Consider the following 18,979-nt stretch of genomic DNA (forward strand, 5'->3'; position numbering starts at 1 on the left):
GTGGCCGCATGACCCTTTCTATCAGCCTCACCATCAATGGCGAGCCACGATCCGTCGCAATCGACGATCCGCGCGTCACGCTCCTCGATCTCTTGCGCGAGCGCCTCCATCTCACCGGCACCAAAAAGGGCTGCGACCGCGGCCAGTGCGGCGCCTGCACCATCCTCGTCGATGGCGCGCGGGTGAACTCCTGCCTGGCGCTCGCCATCAGCCATGACGGTGCCGACATCACCACCATCGAAGGCCTTGCCGAAGAAGGCCGCCTGCATCCCGTGCAGGAAGCCTTCATCGCCCATGACGGCTTTCAATGCGGCTATTGCACCCCCGGCCAGATCATGAGCGCCGTCGGCCTCATCGCCGAGGGCCATGCGCACGGCGATGCGGAGCGCGTGCGCGAATTGATGAGCGGCAATCTCTGCCGCTGCGGCGCCTATCGCGGCATCACCGAAGCCGTGCTCGAGGCCGAAGCGAAACTTGCAAGCCGCGAAAGGGACGCAGCATGAACCGCTTCGATTATCTCCGCCCCGCCTCCATCGCCGAGGCCGTCGCCGCCGCGTCGAAGCCGGGTTCCGTCTATCTCGCCGCCGGCACCAACCTTCTCGATCTCATGAAGGGCGGCGTCGCGCGCCCCGACCGTCTCGTCGACGTCACGCATCTGCCGGGTCTCGGCGCCATCGAAACGCTCGCAGACGGCGCCATGCGCATCGGCGCGCTCGTCAAGAATTCCACACTCGCCTACGACGCGGCGTTTTCCGCCCGCTTTCCGGCCGTCGCCGAAGCGCTTCTCTCCGGCGCCTCGGCGCAGCTCCGAAACGCCGCGACCGTCGGCGGCAATCTCCTGCAGCGCACCCGCTGCCCCTACTTCTATGACACCGCCAGCGCCTGCAACAAACGCGCGCCGGGCTCCGGCTGCGACGCGATCGGCGGCGCCAATGAAGGCCACGCGATCCTGGGCTTCAGCGAGCATTGCATCGCCACCCACCCGTCCGATTTCTGCGTCGCGCTGACGGCACTCGGCGCCATCGTCGAGATCGAGGGACAGGACGGCCGCCGCGAGGTGCCGATCACCGAGTTCTATCGCCTGCCCGGCGACACGCCCGAGCGGGAAAACGTGCTCGCCCCGGGCGAGATGATCGTCGCCCTGCGCCTTCCGGCCGAAGCCGCCGCCTTTGCCGCCAACCAGCGCTATCTCAAGGTCCGCGAGCGCACCTCCTATGCCTTCGCCGTCGTCTCGGCCGCGGCCGCGCTCCAGGTGGAGGATGGCACGATCACCGAGGCCCGCCTCGCGCTGGGCGGTGTCGCGGCCAAACCCTGGCGCGCGGAAGAGGCGGAAGCGCGCCTCGCCGGCCGCCCCGCCAATCGCGCCGCCTTCGAAGAAGCCGCCGAGATCGCCTTCGCGGACGCAAAACCCTCCGGCGACAATTCTTACAAGATCGCGCTCGGCCGCCGCCTCGTCGTGCGGGCGCTGGCGATGGCCGCCGCCGGCACGCCGGAGGTGATGCCGGCGCTCCCCGCCTCGCCCTTTGCCGCCCTCCCCGACGGCTTCATCCCTGACAGCGTCATCCCGCAAGATGTCCAGCCAGAAGGTGCCCCCCATGTCTGAGATCGCACAGCTCACGCCCGGCCCGCGCCAGCGCCACGGCTCCAGTATCGGCCAGCCGCTCACCCGCGCCGATGGCCGCCTCAAAGTCACCGGCGCCGCCATCTATGCCGCCGACAACCATCCGGACGGCCTCCTCCACGCCGTCATCGTGCCCGCGAAAATCGCCCGCGGCCGCGTCACCTCCCTCGATGTCGCCGCCGCCAGGGCGCATCAGGGCGTCGTCGAGGTGATGACGCCGGAAAACCGCCCGCCGCTCGCCATGGACCCTTACGAAAAGTCCAACCCGCTCATGTTCCGCATGCATCTCCTGTCGGATGCGACGGTGCGCTATGCGGGCGAGCCGATCGCCGTCGTCATCGCCGAGACTTTGGAAGCGGCGAAAGAAGGCGCCGCCCTCCTCGCCCCGCGCTACGAGGCGGAGACCCCGGAAGTCACCCTCGATGCCGAGCCTTACACGCCCGAAGCCGTCGGTCCGGGCCAGCCGGCGGAGGCCACGAAGGGCGATGTCGATGCGGGTTTTGCCGCGGCCGCGCAGGTGATCGAGGCGGTCTACGAGACTCCGCCGCAATACCACAACGCCATGGAGCCGCATGCAATCGTCGCCCGCTTCGACGGCGACAGCCTCTTCCTCGACATGCCGACCCAGGGGCTTGCCATGTCGCGGATGCGCATCGCCGGCCTTTTTGGCCTGACCCCTGAGAACATTCATATCCGCAGCCCGTTCTTGGGCGGCGGCTTCGGCTCGAAAGGCTCAGTCTCGAGCCCGGAGGCGCTCGGCATTCTCGCCGCGCAACTCACCGGGCGCCCTATCAAACTCGTCCTCGCCCGCGAAGAGATGTTCGGCCCCGTCGGCCATCGCGGCCAGACGCGCCAGACGGTCCGCCTCGGCATCGATGCAGAGGGCGCCCTCACCGCGCTCGATCACCTCACCCGCGCCGCCACCAGCCGCTTCGACGAGTTTCTGGAGCCCTCCTCCGGCGTCGGCCAGTCGCTCTACAACGTGCCGGCGCTCCACACCGCGCATGAGGGCGTGCGCATCGATATCGGCACGCCCTCCTTCATGCGCGCGCCGGGCGAGGCCTCGGGCTCGATCGCCCTTGAAAGCGCCATCGACGAGGCGGCCTATGCGGCCGGCATGGACCCACTCGCCTTCCGCCTCAAAAACTATGCCGAGGTCGAGCCGATCTCCGGCAAACCCTTCTCCTCCAAGGCGCTCAAGGAATGCTACCGCGAAGGGGCCGAGCGCTTCGGCTGGTCGGACCGGCCGCTCCAGCCACGCCAGATGCGCGACCCGTCGGGCCGCCTTCTCGGCTGGGGCATGGCGACGGCGATTTTTCCGGCCCTCATGTTCCAGGGCAACGCCCGCGCCGTCATCCGCCGCGACGGCACCGGCGTGATGGAGGCGGGCGCCCACGATATGGGCCAGGGCGCCTGGACGGCCTTTGCCCAGATCGCCGCCGATTCTCTCGGCCTGCCAGTGGAGGCGGTCGATTTCCGTTCCGGCACGTCGGACCTCCCCGATGCCGGCCTCGCCGGCGGCTCGAGCCATACGGCCACCGCCGGCAACGCCATCCACCGCGCCGGTGCCGCCGTCATCGACAAGCTCGCCTCCCTCGCCGTCGCCAACGAGCGCTCCCCCCTCTTCGGCGCCGGCAATGTCGGCGTCGTCGCCCGCGAAGGCCGCCTCACCCGCCGCGACGACGAGACGGCGAGCGAGAGCTTTGCCGACATTTTAACGCGCGCCGGCCTTGACGAGATCGCAGCCGAAGGCCAGGCGGCGAGCGATGCGGCCGCGCAGGAGGCCTATGCCATGCACGCCCATGGCGCCGTCTTCGCCGAGGTCGCTGTCGATCCGGAGCTCGGCCAGATCCGCGTCAACCGCCTCGTCGGCGCCTTCGCCGCCGGCCGCGTCATCAATCCGCGCATGGTGGAAAGCCAGTATCTCGGCGGCATGATCTGGGGCCTCTCCTTCGCGCTCCACGAAAAGGCCGTGCACGACCGCCGCACCGGGCGCATCGTCAACGCCAATTTCGCCGAATACCGCGTGCCGGTGAACGCCGACATTCAGGGGCTCGAAGCGATCCTGGTGCCGGAGGAAGACCCCCATGTGAACCCGCTCGGCATCAAAGGCGTCGGCGAAATCGGCATCACCGGCACCGGCGCCGCCCTCGCCAACGCCATCTTCCACGCCACGGGAAAACGGGTGCGGAGTTTTCCGATCGGGTTGGCGGAGGTGATGTAGGGGCGCGGGGTGAGAGGTTTTTGATAAGGCGCGGACCGCCCGCTCGCGCCCTCTGCTTTTTTGAAAGGCATTGAGGCGGAAAGGCCGCCACGAACCGATACTATGGGCCCATGGCGGTCGTTCTTCGGCTCACTGATGAGCCCGGCAACCAGCAGTCGGCAGATCAGGACGACCCACCTAGACAGGTGGGAGCCGCCCAATTGCGCGACAGATGATGAATGTCATCCATGCGGAAGCAAAATTGCTGCTCTCCAAATCCCGAAAATGTAGGTTATCTGGGTCTAACTGCCTTCGGCCATTTATAGAGGAATTGATAAAGTGCCGACTAGCGTCGGCGTCTGAGATAGACCGTCGCCACACTTGAGTATTCCCGCTAAATATCAGGCGTGTTAACATCGGAGTAAATGGGACTCCTTGATGACATGACAACGCCAAACATATTCACAGGAATCCTCACGGTTTTCATAGGACTCGTTGGATTCTACATTACCAATGTCGTCGAAAGCCTAAGGTCGGGTTATACCGCCGTCCACTATTTCGAGCCCCAGAGGGAGACGGAGACCGTAGTCTTTCACCTGGTAAACGTTTCGCGCTCCAAGCGAATCGATGCCGCAAGATTCCTCATCAAGTGCTCCGACCAGGCGGCTGAGTGCTTTAAAATCGTGCCCGGCTCTAACCCGGCCTCCTTTGTGTCGGAAGTCACGACGCCGCCCAACTTCGGCAGGCAGATCGACAGCGGACGGTCGGGCCCTGCTGCGATTCAGGTCTGCTTAGGGGCCATCGCATCGTCGCGCACCTCCATCCGCGTCGCTCCGAAAGGCGGGAAGTCTGTCCCACTGATAGCGCTTTATGACCCGTGGTCCAAAGATTGCGCACCTACCGATGCGGAGGCCACCAATCTATTGCTGCTCGGGCGGCGTGATCCGCACGCATTCTTCGTGCAGCATTATTTCACGTTAATCACGGCTGCGCTAGTTGTGTCGTCGGCAATCCTTGCCATAACGGGGATCGGCATTGCCGCACACAGATTCTGGAAAGTTTCGAGAGGCCTCCGATGACGATATATTCTAGGATCAGGAGCTATTTTTTCTTAGCTATCGCAGTGGCGCTCCCGGCGACGGCCTTAGCTGACAGCATAACCGTCACTATCTGCGCTCACCCCGAAGGGCTCCCAGGATGGAAGATGAATGCGGAAGTGAAAGTACTCCAGAGCGGGGCTACGATCGAGATCACGCGGCAGACGCTCAACGATAGGTGCATCAGGGCGAACCTGCCGGCGTGCGATGACACGGTTACCGTCGAGGCGAGCATTTCGCGAAGCTATTCGGGTAGGTCAACATGCTCGACCGACCCCACCCCGATGCTGATCGCTATGCAGGCTAATCGGGTGGAGATCCTGAAGGAGTCGTTCGCCGATACGCTCGGAGAAGGTTTGCAGGGGTTCAATCGGCAGACCTTCCTTGCCGAGGTCGCCCGTACCGAGGCGGTCTTGCCCAAGTTGCCCGCCAGGGGGCAGCGGGCTATCAATGCGCTCTACGCTGCGCTTGCCGATGGGAACTATCCCGAGGCCCAGCGTCAGGCCGCCGAGGCCGCGGGCTTCCTACGGGAGGTCGAGGAAGAGAGGCTGTCATTGGCCTACAGCTCAATCACTTACGTGTCTGGGTTCCGTGCAATCGGGCTTGATGCGCTCGCCTCCGAAAATCCTTTGGTCGCAACGGGTAGCAATCCCTCGTTCGTGGTTTTGAGCGAGAAGGGACGCGACGTGCTGGAGTTGTATCAGTCGGCCCGCAAAATTCCCGCCAAACCGGGGGTCTGGGACTTTCCAACCAGCGCCAAAGTGGCGACCGTAGAACCCGCAACCGCTGACGACTTACATGCACAAAATACGACTGAAGCGCGAGGGGCGATCGCTCCGCAATCGCTCGACGAGACCGATTTCTTTATTGATGCCATGGGGCGCATGGTTTTCAATTAAACGGCAGCTTCGTTGGTGTAAACGGCCATTGAAACTCTAAACAACATCCGTCGCTCAGAGCTCGAAACGGACATTCATTGCGTAATGTTTAAACGCCTTGCTTGAGCGGCTCGCCCACATATGCAGGTGGACTGACTGACCTGAATAGAATTACAAGGTACGACGATCGATGTTTCTGCTTTCCCCAGCAGGATTGATCGGACGGTACATCTCAGCTCCCGCAGCACCCCATCTGGTAGACGAATGGGTACCTGGATAGGCCTGAGAAGCAAGGACTACGGGAGACATGACTAAGGCGTCGATGTCGGAGATGCCTGATCCTCGCAGAAGAGACCGAGGCGTAGGATCGGCCGCTATGAGCGTGGAACGGCTGCTTCCTAGCAACCGTAGCAATTGTTCCGATTGCCAGCTGGGTGGAGAGCTATTATTTGTGTCACGCTCGGCGGATAGCTGCACTGCGCCATCATAGTTGCCCAGATTTCGTTCTAGACGAGCCTGTAAACCCGTCGATGACAACGACGTGGGGTGGGGTCTCAGTTCAACAGTTTGCGTGCGGTGTCGCCAAGAAATACGTCTCGCAGCGACTGCTTGAGCAGAAACGTCACGCTCCATTTCGGTCAATGTGGAAGGCAGTGTTGAAGCGCCACGATGCCCACGCGACAGCTAGAGCCGACACTAGGGTTGACAGTGACAGCAACTGGAATGCGACGCCAATCTCCCGACCGCAGGAGGTATCGCCGCAGGTTGTCTCGATAGCATCGTGAAGGGTGGAGAGCTGACCTTGCAGCAGCCACAACACGAAGAAGAACACACAGGTCGGAATTACGCTCGCCCAGTTGATGCGCCCCATCCTTTGCCCTCCTGTTGCTCGGCGCAATCATAGCTGAGACACGGTCGAAAAATCACGCAATACAACTGCGAATAGTCGCGCACCTTGGGAGCCAGAAATCGCCGCTGTTTGTGGGAACGCCGCGAAGAAGCGCGCAACTAGAGGGTCGGCGGCATTTTGACGCTCCCCGCTCCGATGCTATCATTCCGCTCTGGCCCGGAGCGGATCTTCTGCTCACGGGAATCGAACGGCCACCTTGGGTCTGGAACTGAAAAGCCGCTCTCCGCCGACTGATCCTCCTGAGCCGCCACTCCGCTTTCGGCCCTTCACGCTCATTTGCCCCGACACACCGCCCTACCTCCCCCTCACCCGGCACCCCTCAAATCCCCCATCCGCCAGCCGCGTGCAGAGCGTGTCCCATTCGCAGCCGGCGCAGGCGGGGCGGGTGGTGCCTTTTTGGAACCAGGCGCGCATCTCGTCGACCCGCGTGTGGGAGAGCGGGATCACCGTGCCGGCCTTAACCGTCATGCCGAGTTTGTCGCCGACATCGCGGGCGGCCTTGCGGTCGCGTTCGCTCACCGACGCCTTGAAGCAATGCGGCTCTTTTTCGGCCGCGATCACGCAGGCGCAGAGCGGGTCGGGGCCGTCGACGATTTTGACGGCAGCCCCCGCATTGATCGCCGCCGCCACCTCTTCGAAGCGGGCGACGAAGCCCGGCGAATAGCCTTTGCCCGCAAAGGTCAGCATGCACAGGAGATGGTGGGCGCGCAGCTCCACCACCCCCGCATCGCCCGCGCCCGCATCGCCGCTCCCCGCGCGGGCGCCCGCACCCACCCTCTCCAGGCCTTCGCCCTCAGAACTCTCTTTGGCGCGGTTTTCCCTGTCCACAGGCGCGGTCATCGGCCGGTCCAGCGATAGACCCGGCCGCCGTCCGTCTTGCGGCCCGTATCCTCGACGCCCGGAAAGTCGCCGGCGCGCACGGCGTTCAAGAACGTGCGGCCGAGCTTCACCCGGTCGCCGATATAAAGCCCGTCCCAGCCCTCCCCATAGATTTCGGGGAAGTGAAATTCTCCGGGCGCGCGGGCGTTGAGCGCCCGTTCAAGCCGCGCGCGTTCCGCCTCGTCAAAACCCATGTCCCTCATGGCGCGCTCACCTCTCGCGGCCGGCGATCCATTTCTCCACCTGCGGCGGCTGATAGGTCTTGAAGCGGTGGAGAAGCGTGCCGGGGTCCGCCTCCACCATCAGCATCGCCCGGTGTTCGGGGCGCATGAAATGCTCCGCCGCCTGGTGGTCGAGGAAGGCGGCGAGGCCGTCATAAAACCCCGCCACGTTCAACAGCCCGACCGGCTTCTGATGATAGCCGAGCTGGCCCCAGGTCCACACTTCGAAGAGCTCTTCGAGCGTGCCCGCCCCGCCCGGCAGCGCCACGAACCCGTCGGAGAGGTCGCCCATCAGCGCTTTCCTCTCATGCATGGAGCCGACTTCGTGGAGTTTCGTGAGCCCCTTATGCGCCACCTCCTTTTGCACGAGCGCATGCGGAATGACGCCGATCACCTCGCCGCCCGCCGTCAGCGCGGCGTTGGCGACGGCGCCCATCAGCCCGACGCGCGCGCCGCCATAGACGAGGCGCAGCCCCGCCTCGGCAATCGCCACGCCCAGGCTGGCGGCGGCACGCGCATAATCGGCGCGGGCTCCGGCATTGGAGCCGCAGAAGACGCAGATCGCCTGCATAATGTGCCCCGCTTACGCCCCGAGCGCCGAAAGGATCCGCGCCCAGGAGCGGATGCCGTGCCGAAAACTCTTCAGATTGTATTTCTCGTTCGGCGAGTGGATGCGGTCGTCGTCGAGCGCGAAGCCGACGAGCACCGTGTCCATGCCGAGAACGCGCTTGAACTGCGCCACGATCGGGATCGAGCCGCCCATGCCGATGAGTTTCGCCTCCGTGCCCCATTCCTCTGAAAGCGCCGTCAGCGACCGCGACACCCATTCGCTGTCGGATGGCTGGGTGATGGCGCCCTCGCCGCCATGGCTCTTGAACGTCACCTTGCAATCGCCCGGCACGCGCGCCGCCACAAAGGCGCGGAACGCCTCGCGGATCTTGTCCGGCTCCTGCTCGCCGACGAGCCGGAAGGAGACCTTCGCCGACGCCTTCGCCGGGATCACCGTCTTGCTGCCGTCGCCGGTATAGCCGCCGATGATGCCGTTCACCTCCGCCGTCGGCCGCGCCCAGATCTGTTCCAGAACCGAATAGGCCTTTTCGCCCCCCGGCTCTTTGAGGCCGATCTCGGCGAGAAACGCCTGCGGGTCGAAGCCGAGGCTCTCCCAGGCGGCCTTTTCCTCTGCCGTCAGCTCGGCGACGCCATCGTAAAAGCCCGGGATCTGGATGCGCCCCTCGTCATCGCGCAGATCCGCGAGCACCTTCGTCAAGACATGGATCGGGTTCCTGGCCGCCGAGCCATAATGCCCGGAATGGAGGTCATAGGAAGGCCCCTCGATGAACACCTCCTCATAGAGAAGCCCGCGCAGGCGCGTCGCGATCGCCGGCGTATTGGCATCCCATTGCGAGGTGTCGCAGACGAAGGCGACGTCGGCCTTCAGCTCCTCGACATTCTCTTTGAGGAACGGCAGCAGCGACGGGCTCGCCGATTCCTCCTCGCCCTCCAGAAGCACCGTCACATTGACCGGCAGCCGGCCCTCTTCCTCCATCAAGGCGCGCGCCGCCTCGATGAAGGTCATGAACTGGCCCTTGTCGTCGGAGGAACCGCGGCCGAGAATTTTCGCCTCATCGCCCTCGCCCGCCACCTGCGGCTCGAACGGCGGCGTCTCCCACAGCTCCAGCGGGTCCGCCGGCTGCACGTCGTAATGGCCGTAGAAGAGGATATGCGGCTTGTCCTCGCCCGCGCCCTTGTAATGGCCGACCACCATCGGATGGCCGATCGTGTCGCGGACCGACGCCTCAAAGCCGATCTCGTTCAGCTGCGTCGCGCACCAGGAGGCGGCGTTGCGGCAGGCGGCGGCATAGGCCGGATCGGCGGAAATCGACGGGATGCGGATCAATTGAAAGAGCCGCTCCAGCGCCTCGCCGGAAACGGCGGAATCGATGCGGGCAAGGGTGTTTTGAAGCATGTGAGCCTTCATGTTTTCGCGCCGGCCGGACGGGCGTTGCGATCGCGGCATCGCACGAACGATACCTCTCCCGCCCGGGCGCGCCAGGGTTTACCCGTCCCTAGCCGATCGCGCCCCCGCTCGGCAAATCACAGGCGCATGGCGGACCCGCAGAAAAGCCGTGCGCCGATCACCAGCCCAGAACCAGCATCCGGTAGGGCATCCAGATCCCCATGGCGATCATCATCAGGTTCTCCGTCAGCGACACGAAGCCGAGCGGCACATTGCTGCCGCCGCCCACGCAGGCGCATTTCAGTTCCCGCTTGTCGATATAGACGGCCTTGAAGACGGAGGCCGCCCCCACCCCACCGATGAAGAGCGCGATCGGCGCGGAAATGAAGGTCAGCGCCCCGGCGATCATCAAGATCCCGGCCGCCGCCTCGCCGAAGGGATAAAAGTAGGCGTAGCGCACATATTTCGGCGCGAGCAGATCGTAGTTCAGGAACATGGTGGAAAAGCTCTCCACGTCCTGCAGCTTCTGCACCGCCAACAGGCACATCGAAATGGCGATGAACCATTCGAGCGCGCGCACGGTAAAGATGTTGCCGAAGGCGGCAAAGCTGACGGCAAGCGCCATCAAAAAGGCGACGGAAAAGATGGCGATCACCGGCCGGTAGCTCGTCTCGCCTTCCTTCGTCACATGCTGGCCGAAATGCTCGCGCAATTCGTCATAGCCGCCGATGCGGTCGCCCGCGATGAAGATCTGCGGCGTCGTCTCCACATCGTGCTCGCGCTGAAAGGCGTCGGTCTCCGCGCGGGTTTCGAGCCAGTGATCCTCAACCGCAAACCCCTCGCGTTCGAGCAGATCCTTCGCCTTGATGCCGAAGGGGCAGACATGCTCCTCCATCACCATGCGATAAACGGCAGCCTCCTTCGCCCCGCTCGCACGCCCCTGCCCGTTGGCACTCTCCGGCATTCCACTCTCAGGCGCCCGGCCCTCCGCCCCTCTCTCCGGGGTCACTCTTTCCGCTGTCTCCGACATGCCGTTTCCCACGTTTTTAAGTCCTCTCGTGGGAGCCAACGCCTTGAGCGCATTGGGGTTCACAGGCGGAGGGAGAAAGAGGGGCCTAAGCCGACACGCAAGGAAGCGCAAAAGAGAAAGCGCGTCGCTCCACGGCGCCGCACTCACGGCACGGCCCATCCCGCGGCACGGCCTGTTCCTCTCCCCCTTGGGGAGAGGTCGCCGCGCAGCGGCGGGTGAGGGGTGGCGCCGATTGGCGAGCCCGCCATCAGCCTAAAGCACGGCCTACCCTCGCCCCCCCTTGCGGGGAGAGGGTGGCTGCCGCAGGCAGCCGGGTGAGGGGTACCTCCGAGCCAGCTCGGGGCACGGCCGCGCCAAACACGCAAAAGCCGCCGACACCCCTCCCCTAACCCCTCCCCGCAAGGGGGAGGGGAACTCCGCCGTGCCCGAACACACGCCCTCACCCATCCGTCGGCCGCAACCGGAGCTCGGCATAGGTCACGACAAACCAGGAAAGCACGAGTCAAGCCACCGCCCCGCCCGCGGCACGGCCTGTTCCTCTCCCCCGTGGGGAGAGGTCGCCGCGAAGCGGCGGGTGAGGGGTGACGCCGATTATATGTTATCAGTTATAGGCTTTTAATCTATATTATTTACAAGTCTTTCTTCAATACGGGATTCGATTTCCGCTCCCATTCGATCATTTAACATTGCGAAAATATATCTAGCTTGTTCAGAATCCTCTACATATTGCTTCACCGCTTTTTCGACGCGGAGTGAAATCTGCAGATCAATCCGTTTATCGATATCGTCGAGCCGGTGGGCTGTGGCGGCGGCGCGCTCATCAAGGCGTTTGTCCATTTCCTCGAGTTTTCCAGTCAGGCGGTTCAGGAGCTGGGAGCATTGATCGGCGATCTTGCGAGCATTGTCAGCGTCCTTACCGAGCCGTGCCAGTTTCTCGTCAATGACCACAAGCGTCCGAAGCCCTTCATAAAGTGCCTTCATCACGCCCTTGCCCTGCGCGCCAGTATCCGATGACGTCGCGGGTCTAGGAGGGGTGTCGGTCATTAATCCGGTCCAATCGTTCGGCAATATTGAGAAGGGATCGCGCCGTTGCGGCATTGGCCTCGCGCGCCGTCTCGATTTGCCGGTCGAGCTCTATGTCTAGAGCGCGGGTCGCGGCAATGAAATCAGCGGCCATGGAGGCAAGAAAAACCGGGTCTTCGTCGGACTCACCTTCCGGCTGTTGAGGCCAATGTGGCAAGATGGCGGTCAACGCCTCGGCCCGATCGCTATCGTCCTGGATGGCGTTGGCGACGTCGAGCGCGCGCACCAGAAGTGCTTCCGGCAGGTGCGGGGCGAGGGCGGACAACGCCCTGGCGCGCCTCCCCTCATCTCGGATGAACGTAGCAGCCTCAAGCGCGCGCTCCAGCATCTCGATGCGTTGATGACCCGGCAGGTGTGGCGCGATAGCAGTCAACGTCCGCGCCCGACTGCCGCAGTCCAGGATAGCAGTGGCAACGTCGAGCGCGCGAGGGAAAAGCGCTTCTGAAAGATGTGGCGCCAGGGCGGAAAACGCCCAGGCGCGATAACCCTCATCCTGGATTAACGTGACGGCCTCGAGCGCGCGCGGGAGAAGCGCTTCTGAAAGATGTGGCGCCAGGGCGGAAAACGCCCAGGCGCGATAACCCTCATCCTGGATTAACGTGACGGCCTCGAGCGCGCGCGGGAGAAGCGTTTCCGGCAGATGTGGCGCCAGGGCGGATAACACATCGGCGCGTGACCTGTCGCCCTGGCTGGCTGCGGCCTCGATCGCATGCTCCAGAAGCGATTCCGACAGGTGGGGGGAGAGAGCGGTCAGCGCCTCGGCCCGATAGCTGTCCTCCGGGATGGCGATGGCGACGTCGAGCACGAGCGGGAGGCGCGCTGCGGGAAGATGTGACGCGAGGGCGGACAACGCTTTGGCGCGCGACCCGTCGTCGTTACTGGCTGCTGCGACCTTGATCGCACTCTCCAGAAGCGCTTCCGACAGATGGGGGGAGAGAGCAGTTAACGCCTCGGCCCGATAGCTGTCGCTCAGTATGGCGATGGCGACGTTGAACGCGCGCGGCGGAAGCGTTGCCGGCAAATGTGGCGCCAGGGCGGATAGCACATCGGCGCGATGCCATTCGGCTTCGATAGTGGCGGCAACGTCGAGCGCGCGAGGAAAAAGCGCTTCTGACAGATGTGGCGCCAGGGCGGACAACGCCGCGGCGCGAGAAGCCTCATCCTGGATTAACGTGACGGCCTCAAGCGCGCGCGGGAGAAAGGCTTCCGGCAGATGCGGCGCAAAGGCAGACCACGCCAGGGCGCGACACCTGTCATCATCGATGGCGGTGGCAGCCTCGATCGCGCGCGGAAGAAGCGCTCCGGGCAGGTGTGGAGCGAGGGCAGCAAACGCCCTGGCGCGAGGCCATTCATGCTCGATCGCGCTGGCGGCGTCGAGCACACGTGTCAGCATCTCAAGGCGTTGATGGTCCGACAGGTGCAGCGTGAGGGCCGATAAGGCCTTGGCGCGAAAACTGTCATCCTCAATGAAGGTAGCAGCGTCTATCGCGCGCGGGAGAAGGGCTTCCGGCAGATGCGGCGCAAAGGCAGACCACGCCAGGGCGCGACACCTGAAGTCATTGATGGCGGTGGCGGCCCCGATCGCGCGCAGAAGAAGCACTTCCGGCAGATGCGGCGCGAGGGCCAGCAAAGCCAGGGCGCGAGAGATCTCGCCCTTGATGACAGAAACGACATCCAGCACATATGCGCAAATGTCTACGTAGCTCATACTCTGAAAATCTGTGCGCCCGACTTTACGGCCAGCCGGACGCTCTCGCCCGAACAGTTTGTCGTCAGAACCCTCAATGTCCGCTAGCGCCATTTCAAGCTCCAACAGGGCATCAAATGCCTCGTCCCGATACGCCGTTTTTATTGGAGTTCGTGCCATACGATCATTTCTAGCGAAAAGACTCGGATATGCGCATACCGGAAAACTCGTCCTGTAATACACCGACGTTTATATTATATTCTCTAATTATAGCATTCTTCCAGCACAACTCAACGGCTTGTCGCAGCGATCGCAATTCAGCTCCAATGCCGGGAAGCGGCCCAAAAAGGTAAAACCCTACATTCGTACACACTTGTCTGGACCCAACGACATATGCTGACCCCTGCGTTCCGGGGAAGGTACTTATCGTGCTGCTTTCGGCTTTCACCGCCTCTCCCCCTTGCCTCCCCTCCTCCCCGCGGCCATAACCCCTCGCCGAAACGTCCCGGGAAAACCCTCATGGAAGAGCTCGTTCAGCGCGTCAGGCGCGCCCTTGGTGTCGACGCGGAGACGGCGCAATCCGCCATCCGCGCCGTGGTCTCCTTCCTCAACCGCGAAGGGCCGCAGGCGGAGATGGCAAAACTCGTCGCGGCGATCGACGGGGCGGAGGACTATGTCGGGCCGACGCCCGATCAGGATGCCGTCACGCTCGGCGGGCTCGGCGGGCTGATGGGCGGCGGCATCATGGAAATTCTGGGCGAGCTTCAGTCGCTCGGCCTCGACATCGGCCAGATCCAGACGCTCGGCGAAGAAATCTTCGGTTTTGCCCGCGAAAAGGTCGGCACGGAAACGACCGACAAACTGGTGCGCGGCACGCCGGGGCTTTCGCAGTTTCTCTAAAACCGATCCGCAAAAGCCCGCATCGTAGCCGTCTGGCCCGCGTCATCCGGGGCGCGACCGCCGCCACTCACACCCACGTGATCTCGGCGCTGGCGTTGCGGGTGAAGATGCGGCTAAATGATGGCGGAGGGGGGCTCTTGGAGGACAAGCGTGCCGTCCTATTCCATCTCGGCCATGGAATGCCTGTCGCCTGAGGAATGCGCCGCGTTGAAGCGCGTGCGCGTTCGCACGACCGCAAAACTCCTGGAGCGCGCGTCGACGCCGAAGGGGCGGCGGATGCTCGCCCAGGAAACCGGCATCTCGGAAAAATTCATCCTGCGCCTCGCCAATATGGCCGATCTCATGCGCATTCGCGGCGTGGCGGAAGAATATTCGGAGCTCCTCGAAGCCGCGGGCGTCGACACCGTCAAGGAATTGAAGCGGCGCAACGTCGCCAATCTCGTCAAGCGCATGCAGGAGGCGAACGCGGCGCGGCCGATGGTGCAGCTCCTGCCGAGCGAAAAGCGCGTCGCCGGCTGGGTCGAGGAAGCCAAAAGCCTCCCCGTGATGATGACCTATTGAGGGTTTACCGGGCCCTCGCGCCCGGCACGCACACACTCCGGCACATCTCCGCGCCATCCGCGCCCTTCCCTCACCCCTCACCCCCGAGGCTCTTGAGCGGCAACGACTATTGGCGAATGGGCGCCAGGCCTTCGAGCCGGTAAGACGCCAGCCAAAAGCGGTGTGGCGAAAGCGGCGTCGATGTGCGGGCGAAATCCCCGCCTGTCTTGCCCCCTTGCTTCGCCCAAGAGTAAAACGGCCGAACCAAAAAGGCCGGGAGGATTTGTCATGTCATCGAGCCAATCATCTGAGGCCTCTTCGCCCGGTCCTTCTTCGCTAGGAACCGGGGCATCAGGAACCGGGCAGCAGCGCCCGCCGCTCAACATCTTTCCGCAGCCCGCCGCCGAAGACTGGCGCACGCTCGCCGACAAGGCGCTGAAGGGCGCGGAGTTTGCCTCGCTGCGCTCAGAGACGCGCGACGGCATCGCGATCGAGCCGCTTTATCCCCGCGCCGCCGATGCCGCGCCGATCGCCGCACGCAGCGGCCCGTGGCGGATCGTGCAGCGCATCGACCATCCCGAACCGGCCGCCGCCTCGCGCCAGGCGCTTGCCGATCTGTCGGGCGGCGCCGATGGGCTCGCGCTCATTTTCGCGGGTGCGCCGTCCGCCGCCGGCTTCGGTCTGCCGGAGAGTGAGGAGGCGATCGCGACCGCGCTCGAGGGCGTCGAGCTCCCGGCCATTCATCTTCGTCTCGAACCGGGGGCGGACGCGGTTCAAACCGCCCGCCGCGTCGCCGCGCTCGTGGCCCAGAAAAACTTCTCCCCGGCCGATTGCTCCATCGCCTTCGGCATCGATCCGATCGGCCGCATCGCCCGTTTCGGCGGGGATATCTCGTCGGTCGATTTTTCCGCTCTCGCTGTTCTTTTGAGAGAACTCGAGACAGCCGGCTTTGCCGGTCCGGTCTTTGAGGCCGACGGACGCATCTATCATTCCGCCGGCGCGAGCGAGGCGCAGGAGCTCGCCGCCGTCGTGGCGACGATCGCGGGCCTTGTTCGCGGTCTTGCGGCCGAGGGGCTTTCGCCCGGCGAAGTCCTGCCGAAAATCGGCGTCACGCTCGCCGCCGGGCACGACCAGTTCGCCACCATCGGCAAATTCCGCGCTGTGTCGCTTCTCACCCGCCGGCTCGGCGAAGTCTGCGGTGTGTCGGACTTTTCCCCGCGCCTTCACGGCGAGACGGCGGCCCGCATGATGATGGCGGCGGACGCGCACAACAACCTCATCCGCACCACGATCGCGGCCTTTTCGGCGGCCGCCGGCGGGGCGCAAACCCTTGGTATACTTGGATTTTCCTCCGCCCACGGGCTGCCCGACCGCGCCGCGCGCCGTTATGCCCGCAACATCCAGCATTTGTTGATGGCGGAGTCCGGCATACATCATCTTGATGACCCCGCCGCCGGCTCCGGTGCCGTCGAAGCCCTCACGGACGCCCTTTGTGAGAAAAGCTGGGCAGAATTTCAGGCGATCGAAGCCGAGGGCGGACTCCTGAAAAGCCTGTCCGATCAATCCTTTACCGGGCGGATCGCGGAGGCGCGGAAGGTGCTCCTGCAAAAGATTGCGGACGGCGCCTCGCCCTTTGTCGGCGCGACGCTCTACCCCAATCCGAAGGAGCCGGAGATTGCCGTGGAAGCCTCTCAAATTCCACAACAATCCGGTCTTCTCACGCCGCTGTCTGCGGCCGAAATCACGGCCCTGACGGCCAACGAAAAGGTGTCGGCATGAGCCCGCTTCCCGATTTTCGCCAGATCGCCTGGCAAAAGCCCGAAACCGCGCCGAAAACTCACGAACAGGGCTCCTGGACCGCGCCGGAAGAGATCACGCTTTCCCCGCGGCCGGGCACGAGTGACGTCGAAAACGTCGATTTTCTAGAGACTTACCCGGGTATCGCGCCCTATCTGCGCGGCCCCTACCCCACCATGTACGTGCAGAAACCGTGGACCATCCGTCAATATGCCGGCTTCTCCACGGCGAAGGAATCGAATGCCTTCTACCGCCGCAATCTGGCCGCCGGTCAGAAGGGTCTTTCGGTCGCCTTCGACCTCGCCACCCATCGTGGCTATGACTCTGATCATCCACGCGTTTCCGGCGATGTCGGCATGGCGGGCGTCGCCATCGACTCCATCCTCGACATGCAGGAACTCTTCGACGGCATCCCGCTCGACAAGATGAGCGTGTCGATGACGATGAACGGCGCTGTCCTGCCGGTGATGGCATTATACATCGTTGCGGCAGAAGAACAGGGTGTTGCGCAGAAGGATCTTTCAGGAACCATCCAGAATGACATTCTGAAAGAGTTCATGGTCCGCAACACCTATATTTATCCGCCGACCCCGTCTCTGCGCATCATTTCTGACATATTTTCCTACACTGCGGAGAATATGCCGCGCTTCAACTCTATTTCGATTTCTGGATACCATATCCAGGAAGCCGGAGCGACGGCAGATCTTGAGCTCGCCTACACGCTCGCCGACGGCATCGAATATGTGCGCGCCGGCGTCAAAGCCGGGCTCGACGTCGACAAATTCGCACCGCGCCTCTCCTTCTTCTTCGGCATTGGCATGAATTTTTACATGGAGGTGGCGAAGCTTAGGGCCGCCCGCCTCCTCTGGGCGAAACTCATCAAGGAGAATTTTTCTCCCTCCGATGCGCGCTCTTTGTCACTGCGCACCCACTGCCAGACCTCCGGCTGGTCGCTGACCGCGCAGGACGTCTTCAACAATGTCGCGCGCACGGCGATCGAGGCGATGGCGGCAACGCAAGGCGGCACGCAAAGTCTTCATACGAATTCACTCGACGAGGCCCTTGCGCTGCCAACGGATTTCTCCGCCCGCATCGCCCGCAACACGCAGCTCATCCTGGCGCTTGAATCCGGCACCACCGACACAATCGACCCATGGGGCGGCTCGTTTGCGATCGAGAAATTGACCGACGATCTCGCGCGGCGCGCCCTTTCTCATATCGAAGAGGTAGAAGCCCGCGGCGGCATGACCAAGGCCATCGAAGCGGGGCTGCCGAAACTGCGGATCGAAGAGGCCGCCGCGAAAACGCAGGCGCGCATCGATTCCGGCAAGCAGGCCGTCATCGGCGTCAATCTTTACCCAAGCGACGAAGAGCCGGAGATCGATGTCCTCAAGGTCGACATCGAGGCCGTGCGTCGCGAGCAGATCGACAAACTCACCCGCCTCAAGGCAGAGCGCGATCCGGCAAAACTGCAGGAAGCCCTCGCCAATTTGACGAAAGCGGCCGAAAGCGGCGAAGGCAATCTCCTCGCCCTCAGCATCGAGGCCGCGAGGGCACGCGCCACGGTCGGTGAAATCTCCGACGCAATGGAGAAGGTCTTCGGCCGCCACATGGCCGAGGTAAAGACCTTGTCGGGCGTCTACAAACGCGAGGTCGGCTCGATGAATCAAGCGGTCGAAAAGGTCTTAAAAATGACAGCCGAGTTCGAACGCGCCGATGGAAGACGGCCGCGCGTCCTCGTCGCCAAGATGGGCCAGGACGGGCACGACCGTGGCCAGAAGGTGATCGCATCGGCCTTCGCAGATCTCGGTTTCGATGTCGATGTCGGCCCTCTATTCTCCACGCCGGACGAGGTGGCGCGTCAGGCGGTCGAAAACGACGTGCATGTCGTCGGCGTCTCGTCTCTCGCTGCCGGCCATCTGTCGCTCGTACCGGCGCTCAGGCAGGCGCTCGATCGCGAGGGCGCCGAAGACATCATGATCGTCGTGGGCGGTGTGATCCCCCCGCAGGATTTCGAAGCGCTGAAAAAAGCTGGGGCATCGGCGATTTTCCCGCCGGGAACGGTGATCGCGGAATCGGCCGCCAGGCTCTTGGAAGAGCTCAATCACCGGCGGGGCTATCATAGCCAAGAGGCCGCCGAGTAAGACGCTGAATCTTAAGAAACATCGCAGGGGGC

17 protein-coding genes are annotated in these 18,979 nt (G+C 63.7%); 9 read left to right on the plus strand and 8 right to left on the minus strand.

The window, feature by feature from the left end; translation table 11 throughout:
- Positions 1 to 8: 8 nt before the first annotated feature.
- The 5 genes from J2R99_RS02300 to J2R99_RS02320 all read left to right on the plus strand — a co-directional run bounded on the left by J2R99_RS02300 (position 9) and on the right by J2R99_RS02320 (position 5,820).
- Complete coding sequence (locus tag J2R99_RS02300) at positions 9 to 503, plus strand: (2Fe-2S)-binding protein (RefSeq protein ID WP_307152877.1); 495 nt, start codon at positions 9 to 11, stop codon at positions 501 to 503.
- Complete coding sequence (locus tag J2R99_RS02305) at positions 500 to 1,603, plus strand: FAD binding domain-containing protein (RefSeq protein WP_307152878.1); 1,104 nt, start codon at positions 500 to 502, stop codon at positions 1,601 to 1,603. The genes J2R99_RS02300 and J2R99_RS02305 overlap by 4 nt, the downstream gene beginning before the upstream one ends.
- Positions 1,596 to 3,845 carry a xanthine dehydrogenase family protein molybdopterin-binding subunit gene (locus J2R99_RS02310; RefSeq protein ID WP_307152879.1) on the plus strand — a complete coding sequence of 750 codons (2,250 nt, stop codon included), beginning with the start codon at positions 1,596 to 1,598 and terminating at the stop codon, positions 3,843 to 3,845. The genes J2R99_RS02305 and J2R99_RS02310 overlap by 8 nt, the downstream gene beginning before the upstream one ends.
- A 404-nt stretch (positions 3,846 to 4,249) precedes the next feature.
- The gene (locus J2R99_RS02315; protein WP_307152880.1) at positions 4,250 to 4,903 is read left to right on the plus strand and encodes a hypothetical protein; all 654 of its coding nucleotides are present in this window, start codon (positions 4,250 to 4,252) and stop codon (positions 4,901 to 4,903) included.
- A gap of 125 nt (positions 4,904 to 5,028) precedes the next feature.
- Positions 5,029 to 5,820 (plus strand): hypothetical protein, encoded by a 792-nt coding sequence (locus J2R99_RS02320; protein ID WP_307152881.1) that lies wholly within the window; start codon positions 5,029 to 5,031, stop codon positions 5,818 to 5,820.
- A 601-nt stretch (positions 5,821 to 6,421) separates the two neighbouring features.
- On the opposite strand, the gene J2R99_RS02325 is transcribed toward J2R99_RS02320, so the two are convergent.
- The 8 genes from J2R99_RS02325 to J2R99_RS02360 form a co-directional block, all read right to left on the minus strand.
- Positions 6,422 to 6,670 (minus strand): hypothetical protein, encoded by a 249-nt coding sequence (locus J2R99_RS02325; protein ID WP_307152882.1) that lies wholly within the window; start codon positions 6,668 to 6,670, stop codon positions 6,422 to 6,424.
- Between the two features lie 333 nt (positions 6,671 to 7,003).
- Entirely contained in the window at positions 7,004 to 7,549 is a 546-nt protein-coding gene (locus tag J2R99_RS02330) for a DUF1284 domain-containing protein (protein ID WP_307152883.1), read from the minus strand.
- Positions 7,546 to 7,791 (minus strand): DUF1413 domain-containing protein, encoded by a 246-nt coding sequence (locus J2R99_RS02335; protein WP_307152884.1) that lies wholly within the window; start codon positions 7,789 to 7,791, stop codon positions 7,546 to 7,548. Before J2R99_RS02335 ends, J2R99_RS02330 begins: the two co-directional genes overlap by 4 nt.
- A gap of 7 nt (positions 7,792 to 7,798) precedes the next feature.
- The gene (locus tag J2R99_RS02340; RefSeq protein WP_307152885.1) at positions 7,799 to 8,380 is read right to left on the minus strand and encodes an LOG family protein; all 582 of its coding nucleotides are present in this window, start codon (positions 8,378 to 8,380) and stop codon (positions 7,799 to 7,801) included.
- A 12-nt stretch (positions 8,381 to 8,392) separates the two neighbouring features.
- Positions 8,393 to 9,787, minus strand: coding sequence for a dipeptidase (locus J2R99_RS02345; protein ID WP_370872252.1), 1,395 nt, complete (start codon positions 9,785 to 9,787; stop codon positions 8,393 to 8,395).
- A 157-nt stretch (positions 9,788 to 9,944) separates the two neighbouring features.
- Positions 9,945 to 10,730: a MauE/DoxX family redox-associated membrane protein gene (locus J2R99_RS02350; RefSeq protein ID WP_307154119.1), complete on the minus strand. Its 786-nt coding sequence runs from the start codon at positions 10,728 to 10,730 to the stop codon at positions 9,945 to 9,947.
- 681 nt (positions 10,731 to 11,411) lie between these two features.
- Positions 11,412 to 11,840 carry a hypothetical protein gene (locus J2R99_RS02355; protein WP_307152887.1) on the minus strand — a complete coding sequence of 143 codons (429 nt, stop codon included), beginning with the start codon at positions 11,838 to 11,840 and terminating at the stop codon, positions 11,412 to 11,414.
- Positions 11,821 to 13,809: a hypothetical protein gene (locus J2R99_RS02360; protein ID WP_307152888.1), complete on the minus strand. Its 1,989-nt coding sequence runs from the start codon at positions 13,807 to 13,809 to the stop codon at positions 11,821 to 11,823. The genes J2R99_RS02355 and J2R99_RS02360 overlap by 20 nt, the downstream gene beginning before the upstream one ends.
- A 276-nt stretch (positions 13,810 to 14,085) precedes the next feature.
- On the opposite strand from J2R99_RS02360, the gene J2R99_RS02365 reads away from it, so the two are divergent.
- The 4 genes from J2R99_RS02365 to scpA all read left to right on the plus strand — a co-directional run bounded on the left by J2R99_RS02365 (position 14,086) and on the right by scpA (position 18,947).
- Positions 14,086 to 14,466 (plus strand): DUF2267 domain-containing protein, encoded by a 381-nt coding sequence (locus J2R99_RS02365; protein ID WP_307152889.1) that lies wholly within the window; start codon positions 14,086 to 14,088, stop codon positions 14,464 to 14,466.
- Positions 14,467 to 14,616: 150 nt separating this feature from the next.
- Entirely contained in the window at positions 14,617 to 15,027 is a 411-nt protein-coding gene (locus J2R99_RS02370; RefSeq protein ID WP_307152890.1) for a DUF4332 domain-containing protein, read from the plus strand.
- A gap of 267 nt (positions 15,028 to 15,294) precedes the next feature.
- Positions 15,295 to 16,785 carry a methylmalonyl-CoA mutase family protein gene (locus J2R99_RS02375; RefSeq protein WP_307152891.1) on the plus strand — a complete coding sequence of 497 codons (1,491 nt, stop codon included), beginning with the start codon at positions 15,295 to 15,297 and terminating at the stop codon, positions 16,783 to 16,785.
- A complete protein-coding gene (gene scpA / locus J2R99_RS02380) occupies positions 16,782 to 18,947 on the plus strand; it encodes a methylmalonyl-CoA mutase (protein WP_307152892.1) in 2,166 nt (721 codons plus the stop codon). The genes J2R99_RS02375 and scpA overlap by 4 nt, the downstream gene beginning before the upstream one ends.
- Positions 18,948 to 18,979: the final 32 nt, after the last annotated feature.

Source organism: Rhodopseudomonas julia, assembly GCF_030813515.1.
In the GTDB taxonomy this organism is placed as follows: Bacteria; Pseudomonadota; Alphaproteobacteria; order Rhizobiales; family Afifellaceae; genus Afifella; species Afifella julia.

Coding starts and splice junctions, on each gene's coding strand:
- J2R99_RS02300 (WP_307152877.1), top strand. CDS start 9: ATGACCCTTTCTATCAGCCTCACCATCAATGGCGAGCCACGATCCGTC.
- J2R99_RS02305 (WP_307152878.1), top strand. CDS start 500: ATGAACCGCTTCGATTATCTCCGCCCCGCCTCCATCGCCGAGGCCGTC.
- J2R99_RS02310 (WP_307152879.1), top strand. CDS start 1,596: ATGTCTGAGATCGCACAGCTCACGCCCGGCCCGCGCCAGCGCCACGGC.
- J2R99_RS02315 (WP_307152880.1), top strand. CDS start 4,250: ATGGGACTCCTTGATGACATGACAACGCCAAACATATTCACAGGAATC.
- J2R99_RS02320 (WP_307152881.1), top strand. CDS start 5,029: ATGAATGCGGAAGTGAAAGTACTCCAGAGCGGGGCTACGATCGAGATC.
- J2R99_RS02325 (WP_307152882.1), bottom strand. CDS start 6,670: ATGGGGCGCATCAACTGGGCGAGCGTAATTCCGACCTGTGTGTTCTTC.
- J2R99_RS02330 (WP_307152883.1), bottom strand. CDS start 7,549: ATGACCGCGCCTGTGGACAGGGAAAACCGCGCCAAAGAGAGTTCTGAG.
- J2R99_RS02335 (WP_307152884.1), bottom strand. CDS start 7,791: ATGAGGGACATGGGTTTTGACGAGGCGGAACGCGCGCGGCTTGAACGG.
- J2R99_RS02340 (WP_307152885.1), bottom strand. CDS start 8,380: ATGCAGGCGATCTGCGTCTTCTGCGGCTCCAATGCCGGAGCCCGCGCC.
- J2R99_RS02345 (WP_370872252.1), bottom strand. CDS start 9,787: ATGAAGGCTCACATGCTTCAAAACACCCTTGCCCGCATCGATTCCGCC.
- J2R99_RS02350 (WP_307154119.1), bottom strand. CDS start 10,730: ATGCCGGAGAGTGCCAACGGGCAGGGGCGTGCGAGCGGGGCGAAGGAG.
- J2R99_RS02355 (WP_307152887.1), bottom strand. CDS start 11,840: ATGACCGACACCCCTCCTAGACCCGCGACGTCATCGGATACTGGCGCG.
- J2R99_RS02365 (WP_307152889.1), top strand. CDS start 14,086: ATGGAAGAGCTCGTTCAGCGCGTCAGGCGCGCCCTTGGTGTCGACGCG.
- J2R99_RS02375 (WP_307152891.1), top strand. CDS start 15,295: ATGTCATCGAGCCAATCATCTGAGGCCTCTTCGCCCGGTCCTTCTTCG.
- scpA (WP_307152892.1), top strand. CDS start 16,782: ATGAGCCCGCTTCCCGATTTTCGCCAGATCGCCTGGCAAAAGCCCGAA.